General features: G+C 35.3%; 11 protein-coding genes and 1 tRNA gene. 2 read left to right on the plus strand and 10 right to left on the minus strand.

Features of this window, described 5'->3' with window-relative positions:
* Positions 1-676 precede the first annotated feature (676 nt).
* The 6 genes from BW926_RS05080 to BW926_RS05105 all read right to left on the minus strand — a co-directional run bounded on the left by BW926_RS05080 (position 677) and on the right by BW926_RS05105 (position 5,337).
* Positions 677-747, minus strand: a tRNA-Cys gene (locus BW926_RS05080).
* A 151-nt stretch (positions 748-898) separates the two neighbouring features.
* Positions 899-2,323 carry a DUF4403 family protein gene (locus BW926_RS05085; protein WP_228403401.1) on the minus strand — a complete coding sequence of 475 codons (1,425 nt, stop codon included), beginning with the start codon at positions 2,321-2,323 and terminating at the stop codon, positions 899-901.
* Positions 2,289-2,657 (minus strand): dihydroneopterin aldolase, encoded by a 369-nt coding sequence (folB, locus tag BW926_RS05090; RefSeq protein ID WP_076444814.1) that lies wholly within the window; start codon positions 2,655-2,657, stop codon positions 2,289-2,291. Before folB ends, BW926_RS05085 begins: the two co-directional genes overlap by 35 nt.
* A 48-nt stretch (positions 2,658-2,705) precedes the next feature.
* On the minus strand, positions 2,706-3,725 hold the full coding sequence (nadA, locus tag BW926_RS05095) for a quinolinate synthase NadA (protein ID WP_076444816.1): 1,020 nt from the start codon (positions 3,723-3,725) through the stop codon (positions 2,706-2,708).
* Between the two features lie 106 nt (positions 3,726-3,831).
* Complete coding sequence (gene gmk / locus BW926_RS05100; protein ID WP_076444818.1) at positions 3,832-4,398, minus strand: guanylate kinase; 567 nt, start codon at positions 4,396-4,398, stop codon at positions 3,832-3,834.
* 81 nt (positions 4,399-4,479) lie between these two features.
* Positions 4,480-5,337, minus strand: a complete 858-nt coding sequence (locus tag BW926_RS05105; RefSeq protein ID WP_076444820.1) for a YicC family protein — start codon at positions 5,335-5,337, stop codon at positions 4,480-4,482.
* Between the two features lie 411 nt (positions 5,338-5,748).
* Here BW926_RS05105 and miaA point away from each other — a divergent pair, with 411 nt between their 5' ends.
* Both miaA and BW926_RS05115 read left to right on the plus strand, forming a co-directional pair.
* The gene (gene miaA / locus BW926_RS05110; RefSeq protein WP_076444822.1) at positions 5,749-6,681 is read left to right on the plus strand and encodes a tRNA (adenosine(37)-N6)-dimethylallyltransferase MiaA; all 933 of its coding nucleotides are present in this window, start codon (positions 5,749-5,751) and stop codon (positions 6,679-6,681) included.
* Positions 6,678-7,286 carry a DapH/DapD/GlmU-related protein gene (locus tag BW926_RS05115; RefSeq protein WP_228403402.1) on the plus strand — a complete coding sequence of 203 codons (609 nt, stop codon included), beginning with the start codon at positions 6,678-6,680 and terminating at the stop codon, positions 7,284-7,286. Before miaA ends, BW926_RS05115 begins: the two co-directional genes overlap by 4 nt.
* A gap of 52 nt (positions 7,287-7,338) precedes the next feature.
* Here BW926_RS05115 and BW926_RS05120 read toward each other — a convergent pair whose 3' ends face one another.
* The 4 genes from BW926_RS05120 to BW926_RS05135 all read right to left on the minus strand — a co-directional run bounded on the left by BW926_RS05120 (position 7,339) and on the right by BW926_RS05135 (position 14,624).
* Positions 7,339-8,751: an efflux transporter outer membrane subunit gene (locus BW926_RS05120; protein WP_076444823.1), complete on the minus strand. Its 1,413-nt coding sequence runs from the start codon at positions 8,749-8,751 to the stop codon at positions 7,339-7,341.
* 345 nt (positions 8,752-9,096) lie between these two features.
* Positions 9,097-12,279: an efflux RND transporter permease subunit gene (locus tag BW926_RS05125; RefSeq protein WP_076444825.1), complete on the minus strand. Its 3,183-nt coding sequence runs from the start codon at positions 12,277-12,279 to the stop codon at positions 9,097-9,099.
* 209 nt (positions 12,280-12,488) lie between these two features.
* The gene (locus BW926_RS05130) at positions 12,489-13,649 is read right to left on the minus strand and encodes an efflux RND transporter periplasmic adaptor subunit (protein WP_076444827.1); all 1,161 of its coding nucleotides are present in this window, start codon (positions 13,647-13,649) and stop codon (positions 12,489-12,491) included.
* Positions 13,650-14,027: 378 nt separating this feature from the next.
* Entirely contained in the window at positions 14,028-14,624 is a 597-nt protein-coding gene (locus tag BW926_RS05135; RefSeq protein WP_076444829.1) for a TetR/AcrR family transcriptional regulator, read from the minus strand.
* Positions 14,625-14,632: the final 8 nt, after the last annotated feature.

Consider the following 14,632-nt stretch of genomic DNA (forward strand, 5'->3'; position numbering starts at 1 on the left):
GTTTTCCAGTTTCAATATTAGTAGCAATAATAATGGGATTAGTTTTTGTTAGTTGTTGTTCATTTTTTAATGAAGATTCAGACTCGTCATTTCTACATGAAACTGATGTAGAAAATAGAACAATTGAAGACAAATAGATGAAAATTGTTTTTAATTTCATAATGAATGAGTTTTAATATTTTTTTATTGAAAGTTGTATTTATAATAAATCTAAATTTCCCCTAATAAGATAGATATTTAATAGTTATAGAGGCAAATGTATAAGGAATTATCATGTATACTTGTAGTTTTTTTAGTGAAAATTAAAAAAAAAGTTGGAACTCAAACACAACATATTCTGTCATCCTATAACCCGTTCGATAAATTTCTCAAAACTTGGATCTGATGGAAAAACTGTAACACAAAATTTTATAATCTTGATGTTATAATTTCCGTTGGCTACCGAATTAATTCTACCCAAGCTACAAATGCACTTAGATTTGTCATCATTTAATTGATGAAATTAAACGGTTTAGATGAACTTACTGCCAAGCAAGAAGCCAACCTTAGAGTTATGGAAGATGTCATATCTAATTAATTTATCAATGATGTCATTAATTATCGGGAAAATATCGGGAAAGGGTATAAATGAAAAATCCCTAAACTGTCATACAAAACTGTTTAGGGATTTTAAAAGAGGTACCTAGCGGATTCGAACCGCTGTAGATGGTGTTGCAGACCACTGCCTAGCCGCTCGGCCAAAGTACCATATCTTTACCATTTTAGGTTTGCAAATATAGCAAAATATATGATTCAGCAAAAGTTTTTATAGAATTTCTTTGTGGTTTTAGGCTTTATTTTTCGCTTTTGCCTGGGTTTCAGAGATAATTTAATGAATGAAAGATTCTCTTAACTTTAATTAAATGCCTTTTAATATCAGTTTTAAAGTTGCATTGGTATTAATTACGGCCGTAATTCCTGAAGGGTTTAAAAGAATATTATCCGGTTTAAGATTGAAAACTCTGCCGTTCATATTTAATCCTTTATAATATTCTTTATTAAAGGCTTCTTCAATGCTTTTTTTTGAGCTTATTTCAAGATCTTGTGTAGGAATTCCGTATTCTTCTTCGATCATCCTTACGATTTTTCCTTTGAATAATAAGGTTGCTGCCTTTTGTAAGATGTTTGAAGTTTTTAAATTAAATTTCGTGTTTGAGAGTACGATTTTCTTTTTCATTTCATCATAAACAGGAACTCCAGAAATAAAAGCTTTCCCATTGATATAACCTTCAGTTTCAGCCTCAATCATCACCCTGTTTTCCGTTCCATACACCTTGATGTCCTTGATCTTCACAGAAGATCCTCTCATTTCATATTCTTTGTTCAGGAACATATTTCTTGCAATATTAGTAGCTTCTGAAAAAGGAATATTGGCTGTGGTCTGCAAAAGAAATTTATCTGCCAAAATGGGGATAAAATTGAAATTCATTGCAGATTTCACAAGCTGTGACGCCTCAGGCTTGTTTCCCGTAAAGGTTTCGGAGAAAATATCAATTCCGATGTTGGTATCTATCTGATTTCCATAGAACTTCAATGGGGTGATATTTACATTAACAGGAGTTATTTTAAGCCACGTATTGTATTCTTCAGAAATATGGAATGGCTGTGAAAAAACATTCCATGCCAGTACGGCATATTGCTGGAAGTTCAGCTGCGAGGCCATTTGCTGATCAATAGTTTTACAGAATTTTTCCTGTTGCTCTTTCAGATTTTTTTCTACCAGAGAAGTGATCGGGATTTGTATTTTTCCATAATTCAGAACGGGCTTGGTCACCCATCTGAAACCGTTGGGCCTAGTAGTTGTGGAAATTGTCCAGTTGTTTTTAAAGCTTAAAGTTGTATTGAAAGACATTACTGTTTCAAAAGTTGTGCTCTGATAAGTATAAACTCCTAATGTTCCGATACCTTTTTCGGCCCAGATTTTTAAAGGAACTTCAATTAAAATATTCTGATTGGTTCCGCCGACAAGTCTTATAGGACGGGTTTTCCAGACTTTTACCTTAAACTGATCATTATTATTATCGGTATAAGAATCATCCAGATATATAATTTCTTTCACAGAATTGTTGATCATATTGCTGATCTCAGAAAGTGGAATAGTCACCGGCATTGTAATGCTAGATTTTATTTTCGGGAAATTATAAATTGCGACTTGATTATTAACATCAGATTGCCCGAAAATATTAATAAAAATAAGCAGAAATAAAATTTTAATGATTTTCAATGTCTGGATTTTATGAATGGAATAATTAATTTTCTGGTTTAAAACTTTGTTCCAGCTCAATGCTGGCCCCTTTCATTTCACCTTTCATGGGAGGGGAAGTTTTGGTTATTTTTAATTTAATATAAGAGATTTCAGAATATTTTTCATGAATTTTAGCGATGATTCTTCCTGCAACATGTTCCAGTAATTTTGATTTGATTTTCATCTCATCATAAATAATTTGATTAATGTCTGCATAACTTATCGTATCATTCAGATTATCTGATGATGCGGCTTTCCAAAGGTCTGTATGAATTTCCGCATTTAAGATATAATATGTTCCGATAATGTTTTCTTCAGGCAAAACACCGTGATAAGCATATATTTTTACGTCTTCAAGATAAATCTTGCTCATATTTTAGTTTTATAAGGTTAAAAAAAGCGAGTAAAACCCGCTTTTCATTTATTTTATAGTTTTTGAAAGATCAAGCATTGCTTCAATCGGCTTTAAGGCTTTCAATCTTAATTCTTCATCTATAAGAATTTCCGGAAGCTCATATTTCATGCATAAATACAGTTTTTCCATCGTGTTGCGTTTCATGTAAAAACATTCTGAGCAATTGCAGGTTTCATCGAAAACAAGTGCTGGAATAAGCTTTTTATGAGGGGAGCGCTTTTTCATCTCGTGAAGAATTCCTTCTTCCGTTGCGATGATGAATTTCTGACAATCGTCCTTCTCTACATAGTTCAGCAAGGCAGAGGTAGACCCGATAAAATGGGCCAGTTTCAAAACTGCTTCTTCGCTTTCAGGGTGTGCAATCAGTTTTGCATCAGGATTATCGGCAAGTTGTTTCGCAATTCTCTCCATAGAAAATGCTTCGTGAACGATACAGCTTCCATCCCAAAGAATCATGTCTCGACCGGTTTTTTGAGATAAATATCTTCCTAAATTTTTATCCGGAGCGAAAATTATTGGCCTGTCTTTCGGTAATGCCTCAATTATGGTTTCCGCGTTCGAGCTGGTTACAATAATGTCACTTTCTGCTTTTGTTTCTGCATTACAGTTAATGTACGTGGCTACCAAAGCATTAGGATACTGCTCACGCATTTTTCTCAAACCTTCTCCTGAGCAGCCGTCTGCCAGAGAACATCCTGCCATGGTGTCGGGGAGGACAACCTTTTTCGTAGGATTCAGGATTTTTGCGGCTTCTGCCATGAAATGCACTCCGCAGAATACGATCATATCAGCATTTGTATTTTTTGCCTGTCTCGCCAATTGTAGGGAGTCTCCCAGAAAATCAGCAATATCCTGAATTTCTCCAGGCTGGTAATAATGCGCTAAAATCACCGCATTTTTTTCTTCCTTCAATTTAAGAATAGCTTTTACGAGCTCTTCTCCTTGAGGAATCACCAAATCTTTTATATCTAAAAACCCCTTTACCGGAATTGCAGATTTAGCTTTTTCTAATGTTTCGGTACTCATATCAACCTCAATGTTTTTGATTATAGAAGTTAGATTTAGAAATTAGAAGTTAGATTTTGAACCACAATTTGCGATATTTTTTTTACTAACTTCTAATCTCTAACTTCTAGTTTCTTTCGATAAAATTTTTTATTAAACTTTCTATTTCTTTTTTTGCAATATCTAAATCGGAATTAATCACAATTTTGTCAAATTCATTCGCGTAAGACATTTCTTCTTCAGCCTTTGCTATGCGGGTTTTGATGGTTTCTGCGTCATCCGTGTTTCTTGCCGTCAGTCTGCGTTCCAGCTCTTCAATGGAAGGCGGTTCAATAAAAATAGACAGGGCCTGATCTCCGAAATATTTCTTTAAAGAGATTCCGCCTTTTACATCGACATCAAAAATAACCACTTTATCCTGGCTCCAAATCTTTTCAACTTCGGATTTTAAAGTTCCGTAATACTTATCAGTATAAACTTCTTCAAATTCCACAAAAGCACCTTCTGCAATTTTTTGCCTGAATTCGTCGGGCGTTAAAAAGTGATAATCAACAGCATGCACCTCACTTCCTCTCGGCTGCCTCGTTGTACAGGAAATCGAGAACTGCAATTCATCAAAAACTTTCAAAGAATGCTTTACTAACGTCGTTTTTCCGCTTCCGGACGGGGCTGAAAATATGATAACTTTATTCATTTTTTTTAGTTATGAATTATAAGTTATTAAAATCACATTAAAAAAAGCAACTCATAACTCATCATTAATAACTTATAACTTTTACAAAACGTTCAACGTCTGCTCTTTAATTTTTTCCAGATCATCTTTCATCATTACTACCAGCTTCTGGATTTCCGCATGATTGGCCTTTGATCCTAATGTATTGATTTCACGGCCGATTTCCTGAGAAATGAACCCCAGTTTTTTTCCGTTGAAATCTTCATTATCCATCACTTCCTTATAATATTTTAAATGCTGGGCCAGTCTTACCTTTTCTTCTGAAATATCAAGCTTTTCCGTGAAGTAGGCCATTTCCTGGTAAAAACGGGTTTCATCAACGTTTTCAAATTCTTTTAAAGACTTTTGGTAACGCTCTTTTACAGCAAAAATTCTTTCTTCCTCAAAAGGAACAACCTCGGTAAGATATTTATCAATATTCTGAAGATTTCTTTCCAGCTCTTCATGCAAAATTTTTCCTTCCGTTTTTCTGAATTCTTCGAAACGGTCAACCGCAGCATTAACAATCTTTGCTAATGCTTCCCACTCGCCTTCAGAAAGCTCATCTGGCCTCGAAGTAATGGCATCTGGGAGTCTTACCGCCATTTTTAAATATTCAAAATCGGGACCGTCCGAAGCAATGCTTCGCAATTCGCTCATATAAGAATCAATTAAGTTCTTATTAATTTTTAAATCATTAGACTCTTCAAGATTCTCTATATTGATGTAACAGTCTACCTTTCCCCGGATGAGCCTATCGTTAAGAATTTTTCTTACTTCAAATTCTTTTTCTTTATACCTCAAAGGAATTTTGATATTTAAATCGAAGCTTTTGCTGTTCAATGATTTAATATCTATTGTAATTTTTTTTCCTTCAAAAACATCTTCAGCTCTGCCGAAGCCGGTCATTGATAAAATCATAGTTTTATATTGTAGTACAAAGATAAACATTTAAGTCTATAGTTTTGCTAATGTTGGATGGTTTGGAAAAGGGGAACCAGAGGCTGGAGGAGGGAAGATTGTCGTGAAATATTTTTACAACATGTATTTGAACATTAAGAAATTAAGATTTTAAGTATTTGTGTCTTAAATAGCTTTAAAAAATCAATTTATTGGTTTCTTAATTCTAAAGTATGCTTTATTGCTTAAATTCCTAATGTTTAAAGAAAGAGGATAAACTTAGTTTATTTGGTTTAGAAAATTAAGATTATAAATCCTAAAAATAGTTTCAGTATGGTAAAACGAAAACTTTTTAAATATCTAATAATCAAGTAAATTCTTTTGTGACTTTAGCGTTAAAAATAAAAAAATCAATTTTTGTAAATTAGCGCTGTGAAAGCTAAAAATTTGATTTCTGTCGTAGGCCCCACCGGAATTGGAAAAACAAGACTGGCCATTGATCTGGCTAAGCATTTCGATACGGAGATTATTTCTTGTGATTCTCGTCAGTTTTTTAAAGAGATGAAAATAGGTACAGCTGCTCCATCAGAAAAAGAACTGGCAGAAGCACCTCATCATTTTATCGGAAATCTTTCGGTTGAAGGCTATTATTCTATCGGGCAATATGAAGAAGATGCTTTAAAAAAACTTAATGAACTTTTTGAAAATCATGAAACTGTTATTTTGGTGGGCGGAAGTATGATGTACGAAAAAGCTTTAATTGAAGGATTAAATGATTTGCCTGAGGCAAATGAAGAAAACCAGAAAAAATTAAACGAAATTCTTGAAAATGAAGGCACCGAAAAGCTTCAGGAAATTGTGAAAGAGCTTGATCCCGAATATTTTAAAATAGTGGATATTCATAATCATAGAAGGCTGTTACGGGCCATTGATGTAATCTGGCAGACAGATAAAAAATATTCTGAATTAATTGCTGTTTCGCAAAACTCCAGAGATTTTAATACCATCCGGATCGGGATTGAAGCGCCAAGGGAAGAATTGTACGACAGGATCAACAGGAGGGTGGATATCATGATGAAGAAAGGCTTGCTGGAGGAAGCAAAAAACCTCGAAAAATTCAAATACTTAACAGCTTTGAATACGGTTGGCTATTCCGAATTATTTAAGTATTTTGAAGGGGAGTGGGATTTGGATTTTGCTGTTTCTGAAATTAAAAAAAACAGTCGCAGATATGCAAAACGCCAACTGACCTGGTACCGGAAAGCGAATGATATTCATTATTTGCCTTTGGGATATTCGCAGGAGGATTTTGATAATTTAATTCAATATATTAGGCTAAAGCATAAAATAAAAAACAATAAATGATGATCGCTGTAAAAAATTTTATAAAAAATTTTGATTCTGATGTTTTTAATACTGAAAATAAACTTCCCTGGGAAATAATAAACCATCTGGAAGATTTACTAATTGAAAAAATTAAAACTTTATCAGATGATTATATCGTTAATGGAAATATCGCAGTTCATCGATCTGCAGATATTGAGCAGGGGGCTGTGTTAAAAGGAATTTTGATCATTGGTGAAAATTGCCGAGTAGGTGCTTATGCTTACCTGAGAGGCCCGATATTTCTTGGGAAGTCAGTGAATATCGGCCCGGGCTCGGAAATCAAGCACTCCATTATTCTTGATCATTCTGCCACTGCCCATTTTAACTATGTCGGAAACAGCATTATCGGTAAAAATGTGAATTTTGAAGCGGGTTCTATCTGCGCTAATCATTTTAACGAAAGGGAAAATAAGAATATCTTGGTTTTTTATAACAATCAGGTAATTTCTACGGAAACGCACAAATTCGGATCGTTGATAGGGGATGATTCTAAAATCGGAGCTAATGCCGTGCTGTCTCCCGGAACCATTCTGGAGAAAAAAACCGTTGTAAAAAGATTAGAATTAATAGAGCAGTTTCCATAAAAAAAATGCGGCCCCGAAAGACCGCATTCCATTAACAATATAATTTTATTTACTACTTCCAACCGCCTCCTAACGCTCGGTATAAGTCTACAATACTGCTCAATCTCTGTCTTTTTACAGATGCTAAATTAAGTTCTGCCTGTAGAGAATTTCCCTGAGCTGTTATTACTTCTAAATAGTTCGCCATTCCGCCTTTGTAAAGCATTTCGGCACTTTTAATTCCATTTTTTAGGGTTGCTACCTGTTCGGTTGCTTTTTGTTCCTGAACTTTTAAACTTTCATTAGAAACCAAAGCATCAGAAACTTCACCCACTGCATTCAAAACAGATTGACGGAACGCCAGAACGTTTTTTTCTCTTTGGATTTTAGCAACATTAAGATCCGTTTTCAATTGTCTTTTCTGGAAAATAGGCTGAGTCAAACCTCCTAAAACAGAACCGAACAACGAAGCCGGAATCTGAAACCAGTTATCAATTTTAAATGAATTTACTCCTCCGTTCGCTGTGATTTTCAATGAAGGATACATATTTGCCTGAGCAATTCCCACCACTGAATTTGATTCCAATAAAACCAATTCCTGTTGACGAACATCGGGACGACGACTTACCATTGCAGCAGGAAGTCCCGCGGAAATATCTTGTGGTAAAGAAGTATCGGACATTTCAATCGTTCTTGTTATTTTATTTGGATTTTCACCGATTAAAATACTTAAAGCATTTTCCTGAATCGCGATATTTTGTTCTAATTGAGTAATCAAAAGTTCTGTGGATTGCTTTTGAGCTGTTGCCTGTTGAACTCCCAAAGATGTTGTATCACCGCTTTTCCATAGTTTTTCTGTAAGAGAAAGGGTGCTTGTGCTTAATTCCAGATTCGATTTTGCAATCTGCAGTTGTTTGTCAAGCATCAATAAATTGTAATACCCTTGGGCAATGGCTGCAACAACCTGTGTCTGAATGGCTTTTGTCGCTTCATAAGTTTGCAGATACTGCATTTTTGAAACTTCCTGCTGATTTTTAATTTTACCCCAAATATCGGCCTCCCAAGACAAATTAAACGCTGCATTGTAATCTTCTACATAGCTTTTTCCTAAAAACAGGTTCAAGCTTTGTCCGTTCATACTGTTTTTTGAAGGCTTTGAAATCTGTGCAGTCACTCCAAAACCAACATCGGGATATTGAAGATATTTTGCTTGTTTTAGTTTTTCCTGTGATGAAGCAACTTGTTTTAAAGCAATTTGTAAATCGTAGTTGTTTTTAATTCCTTTTTCAATCAATGTTTGTAACATCGGATCGCTGAAAAATTGTTTCCATTCCAAATTCGCAACGCTTGCTGTATCGGCTGTTGCAGTATATTTGAACGTTTCGGGAAGATCAACTTCAGGTTCACTTAATGCCAGTTTGGGCACACAGGAAACCGAACCTATAGCGATTCCGAAAGCGATGATTATATTTTTTACTCTTTTCATAATTTAATTTTTTTTTGAATACAAAACTTTGAGAGGTTTTGTTTGGGCAAAGTTGTCTTTAGTAGGAGAAATGCTTTGCTTTTTATATGATATAGTTTGAATAGTTTGCTTCTCTATTTTAGGTTTTTAACAGAATAATGTTTTATTTTCTAACATTAAGAAGTTTAGAATTTTTTCCTTTAAAAGGAGAATTAAGAATTTGACAAGTCAAATAATAAGCGTTATGCTTTATAAATATTTTTGATATTTCCTTAACTAATCTTAATCCTTTAATTTTCTTAATGTTTAAATAGCTTTACGTTAAAACTTAAATCAAATCTCTCAAAGTTTATCATTCACTTTTTATTAATGAGCACTAGCTAAAAGTTCTTCTTCTAATTTTTGTCTTTGAAGTCTTTTCTTTCTTCTGCTTGGCATTTTTTCATGTAAATATTGGAAGATCACAAACATTACCGGGATAATGAAAATTCCGAATAAAACTCCTGTCAACATTCCACCAACAGTACTGAATCCGATGGAGTGATTTCCTTTTGCAGAAGCACCTTGCGTAAATACAAGCGGTAACATACCAACAATAAACGCAAATGACGTCATTAAGATCGGTCTCAAACGTAATCTTGAAGCCTGAAGTGCAGATTCCAGTAATGATCTTCCTGCATTCCTTCTTTGAACGGCAAATTCTACAATCAGAATGGCGTTTTTCGCTAATAATCCGACGAGCATGATTAAACCAACCTGAACGTAAATATTATTATCAATTCCTGCCAATCCTGTGAAGGCAAATACCCCGAAAATACCTGTTGGAATAGTTAAAATTACCGCAAATGGAAGGATGTAACTTTCATACTGAGCTGCCAATAAGAAGTATACAAACAAAATACTTAACATAAAGATAAATGCTGTCTGTCCGCTTGTTTTGATCTCTTCACGAGTAATCCCTGTCCATTCGTATCCGAAACCTCTCGGAAGTGATTTTTCTGCCACTTCTTCAACTGCTTTAATTGCGTCCCCGGTACTGTAACCAGGTTTTGGTGTTCCGTTGATCGTAACGGCGTTGAATAGGTTGTTTCTTGTCACTGTTTCAGGGCCAAAAGCTCTTTTTAATGTCACCAATGTTTTTACAGGAACCATTTCACCTGATTTATTTTTAACATAAATTCCTTCCAAAGAATTTGCATCTGTTCTGTAAGGAATGTCTGCCTGAGCCATTACTCTGTAGTATTTTCCGAATCTGTTGAAATCCGAAACGAAGCTACTTCCGTAATAAATCTGCATCGTCTGCATTAATTCTGTGATGGAAACGCCTAGCTGATTGGCTTTATCATTATCAACTTCAATCGTATATTGAGGATTTCCGGCAGCATATGTTGTGAAAGCAAATGCAATTTCAGGACGTTTCATCAATTCTCCAATGAAGGCTTGAGTTGTTGTTCCTAAATTTTCCAGAGAACCGTTTGTTTTATCCTGAAGCATAAATTCGAAACCGGAAACGTTACCAAATCCCTGAACAGTAGGGAAGTTGAAGAAGAATGCACTTGCATCTTTCACTTGGGATACTTTCCCTGTCAATCTCGCTGCAATCTGATCCGGATCGGTGATTTCACCACGTTGATCGTGATCTTTTAATTTAATGAAACCAGCAGAATATGGAGATGCATTTGCGTTACTAATGAAGTTCAAACCATCTGCAACCCAAAGGTGATTTTTGGCTTTTTCACCGTTGATGATGTTATCAATTTGCTCAGTTGCTCTGTGTGTTCTATCCAATGAACTTCCGGGAGGGGTATTCACCGCATATAAAATAAATCCTTGGTCTTCCGTAGGAATAAATCCTGATGGTGCTTTTTTAATTAAGAAAACACTTGCAGCAGTAATTAATACTAATCCTCCGACTGCAACCCATTTATTTTTAATTAAAAATTTAAGACTGTAGATATATTTTTTAGTCATGTTATTAAAACTTGCATTGAAAGCATTGAAAAATCTTGCTCCAAAACCTGTTTTTTTACCGTGTTCTCCGTGTTCACCTTGAGGATCATTTAGGAACATCGCACATAAAGCCGGGCTTAATGTTAGTGCATTAATCGCAGAAATCATAATCGCAATTGCCAATGTGAAGGCAAACTGTCTGTAGAAAACTCCCGCAGGACCTTGCATGAAACCAACCGGAATAAACACGGCACACATCACCAATGTAATGGAAATAATCGCACCGGAAATTTCGCTCATTGAACTCATTGTCGCTTGTTCAACGGGCATTCCTGTATGTTCCATTTTGGAGTGGACGGCTTCCACAACAACGATCGCATCATCCACCACAATACCGATGGCGAGTACCAAAGCGAACAATGTCAACATGTTGATACTGAACCCAAATAACTGAAGGAAAAAGAAGGTACCGATAATTGCCACCGGAACTGCAATCGCCGGAATTAATGTAGATCTGAAATCCTGAAGGAAAATATATACAACAATAAATACCAGGATAAATGCAATGACTAATGTCTCAACAACCTGATGAATTGAAGCATCCAAAAAGTCTTTGGAATTATACATGATGATCGGCTCAACACCTTTTGGAAGGGTAGTTTTAAACTGATCTACCTGTTTTTCAATTTCAGTTAAAATTTCGTTAGCATTAGATCCCGCTGTCTGCATAATTGCAAAACCTGCAACAGGTTTGCCATCCACTCTGTTAGCTGCTGTATAAGTATATGAACCAAATTCTACTCTTGCAACGTCTTTCAGTCTTAGGAAAGAACCGTCGCTATTAGCTTTAATAGCAATATTTTCGTAGTCTTCGTTCTTGTTTAATTTACCTTTATACTTTAAAATATATTCGTAAGTTTCCTTACTACCTTGTCCCAAACGTCCCGGAGCAGCTTCCAAGTTGTGATCTTTTACTGCTGCCAAAACTTCCTGTGGAGAAAGGTTGTTGGCTGCTAATCTGTCTGGCTTCAACCAAAGTCTCATTGAATAATCTCTTGTTCCGAAAACCTGCGCCTGAGCAACCCCAGGAATACGCTGAATTTGTGGAATGATGTTGATCTTCAAATAGTTTTGCAAGAAAAGTTCGTCGTATTGCTTAGGATCATCACTTGTTAATCCCATGAACATAATCATACTGTTCTGAACTTTCTGCGTCGAAATTCCCGCTTGTACAACCTCCTGCGGAAGCTGGCTCATCGCTTTCGATACACGGTTCTGAACGTTTACGGCAGCATTGTCAGGATCAGATCCTTGCTTGAAAAATACGCTCAGTGTCATGGTACCGTCATTACTCGAGTTGGAGGTCATGTACGTCATGTTTTCCACACCATTCACCGCTTCTTCGATTGGGGTTGCAACCGAACGGGCTACAACTTCCGCATTCGCACCCGGATAGAAAGCCGTCACCTGAACGCTCGGTGGCGCAATATCCGGAAAGAGGGCGATGGGTAAATTAAAGAGGGACAATGCCCCCAATAATAAAAGTATGATGGAAATGACCGTTGAAAGTACCGGTCTTTCTATAAATTGTTTTAACATAAGAAGTTTATTTTTTTAATGTTGTTTAAACTAATTTTAAAGATTAAGGATTTAAGAAATTAAATTTTAAAAGAAAGATGCATTAAGATTTGACAAATCAAATAACTAAGCGTTGCATCTTATAAAATCTTAATGTTTAAAATAATTGCGATTTTAAATCATATTTAAAAAAAGTTTAAACAGTTCTTATAAATAGTCCTGAAAGGAGCTTATAAAGGTTTTGCTTTCAACAAACTATCAGAAGAAATAGCTTTTGGCTGAATAGCAACCCCGTCTTTCAATGCACCGATTCCTGTGAATACGATTTTATCTCCTACAGAAAGTCCTTCAGAAATGAAGTAATAGCTATCTGTTTTTCCTGAGATTTTTACAGGTTTTCCGGTTACTTTTTTGTCCTTTCCTACAACATAAACGTACGTTTTATCCTGAATTTCGAAAGTAGATTCCTGTGGAATTACCATTGTTTTATCGAATAGCTGTGGCATACGAACTCTACCCGTATTTCCTGTTCTCAGAACTCCGTTTGCATTTGGAAATACCGCGCGAACACTGATTGCTCCCGTAGTTTTGTCGAATTGCCCGTCAACAATACTCATTTTTCCTTTTTCAGGATATGTGCTGTTGTCGGCAATTACCAAGTCTACCATTGGCATATTTTTCAGTTTTTCATTTAAAGTTGCTCCCGGATATTTATTTTGGAAAGCAATGAAATCCAATTCACTTAAAGAAAAGTAAGCGTAAATTTCGCTGATATCTGATAATAAAGTCAATGGACTTGCATCTGTTCTTGAAATCAAGCTTCCTTTTTTGTAAGGAATTCTTCCGATGTATCCGCTTACTGGTGCTGTAATCGTTGTAAATCCTACATTGATTTTAGCGCTTCCTACTGATGCTTTTGCCTGTGAAGCGGATGCCACTGCGGCTGCGTAATTTGCTTTTGCAGTTCTCAATTGTACGTCTGAAACTACTTTTGCAGCAACAAGAGGCTCTAATCTGTCTACCTCAACTTTTGCTTTTTGAATATTAGCGTTGGCAACTTGTAAATTGGCACTTGCCATATTCATTTGTTCGCCGTAGCTTCTTGAATCTATTTTAAATAAAGGTTGTCCCGCTCTTACATAAGCTCCTTCTTCTACATAAATTTTATCTAAATAGCCATCAACCTGAGATCTGATTTCTACATTGTTTTTCCCTTCCAAAGCTGTCGGAAATTCTTGATAAACAGTAGCAGGAGAGGTAATTACGGTATAAACAGGCAACTCTGGAGCAGGTGGAGCAGCGTTTGATCCTTCTGCAGCCTTTGTGCAATTTTGTAAAAGGATAATACTTGATATAAGTACGATGATCCTCGTTTTTCCCAATATTTTCATTTTGAGTTTAAATTTTTAATGAAGTGTTAAATTAAATAATGTTGTTTTTAAATTTGAATTCCGTTATATTTCCTAACGGTGTTAATGATTTGTTCAAAAAAAAATTCCAGAATTCTTAATATTCGATTTTAGATCGGTGTTTTCATAATTGAAACTTGTTTTAATGTTGGTTTTAAGTATAATTAAGATGAGGTGTAAAGTGTGTTATTTTTATTAACAGTGTTAATTGTTTCTGTAAAAAAAATAATTTTTACTATTAGCTTTCTAATCTTACATGAGATGGTTTTTAATTTAAATTTAGTTTTAAATGAATAATTTATTTACATTAATTCAGTGTTAATATTCCTAACGATGTTAATTTTTAGTTCAAAAAAAATCCTACAAAGACTTAATGAAAGCTGAAACAGTTTCGTCCAAAGTCGTCTTATTCATTGTAGAAGGAATATCATCATTACGCATCATCATGATCGAAATCAAGCCATGTACCGCCGAAAATAAGGCGTGAGACATGTGACAGGCATTTTCCGGTTTTGATCCGTTTTTCTTAATAATTTCATACGTGCAATCGTAAAGCATGTCCTGAAACGACGAAAATTCTTCTTTCATCATTCCTTTTCCGCTACATTGCATTCCCAATCCGAACATCAATTGATAATACTCTTTGTTTTTGAATGCAAACTTCCAGTAAGCATCCACAATAGCTTTCAACTGGTCTTCCGGATTGTCGTGTTCTCTCTGAGCTTTCAACAATTCGATATGTAAACAATGGAAACCATTCAACGAGATTTCGTATAAAATAGCTTCTTTGTTTTCAAAGTGATCGTAAACTACCGGTGCACTGTACTCAATAGCATCGGCAATTTTTCTCATGGAAAGTGAAGCCCACCCTTCGGTTTTTGCCAAAGAGAAAGCCGCGTCCAGAATGCTGGTGCGTATGTTTTCTTTTTCTCTTTGTCGACGTTCATGTAGACCCATGATTTTTA

Source organism: Chryseobacterium sp. RU37D (genome assembly GCF_900156075.1).
Lineage (GTDB): Bacteria > Bacteroidota > Bacteroidia > Flavobacteriales > Weeksellaceae > Chryseobacterium.

Excerpts from the sequence above, each read along its gene's own strand:
- BW926_RS05130 (WP_076444827.1), bottom strand. The coding sequence starts at position 13,649 with ATGAAAATATTGGGAAAAACGAGGATCATCGTACTTATATCAAGTATT.
- nadA (WP_076444816.1), bottom strand. The coding sequence starts at position 3,725 with ATGAGTACCGAAACATTAGAAAAAGCTAAATCTGCAATTCCGGTAAAG.
- BW926_RS05115 (WP_228403402.1), top strand. The coding sequence starts at position 6,678 with ATGATGATCGCTGTAAAAAATTTTATAAAAAATTTTGATTCTGATGTT.
- BW926_RS05135 (WP_076444829.1), bottom strand. The coding sequence starts at position 14,624 with ATGGGTCTACATGAACGTCGACAAAGAGAAAAAGAAAACATACGCACC.
- BW926_RS05105 (WP_076444820.1), bottom strand. The coding sequence starts at position 5,337 with ATGATTTTATCAATGACCGGCTTCGGCAGAGCTGAAGATGTTTTTGAA.
- BW926_RS05125 (WP_076444825.1), bottom strand. The coding sequence starts at position 12,279 with ATGTTAAAACAATTTATAGAAAGACCGGTACTTTCAACGGTCATTTCC.
- BW926_RS05120 (WP_076444823.1), bottom strand. The coding sequence starts at position 8,751 with ATGAAAAGAGTAAAAAATATAATCATCGCTTTCGGAATCGCTATAGGT.
- folB (WP_076444814.1), bottom strand. The coding sequence starts at position 2,657 with ATGAGCAAGATTTATCTTGAAGACGTAAAAATATATGCTTATCACGGT.
- gmk (WP_076444818.1), bottom strand. The coding sequence starts at position 4,398 with ATGAATAAAGTTATCATATTTTCAGCCCCGTCCGGAAGCGGAAAAACG.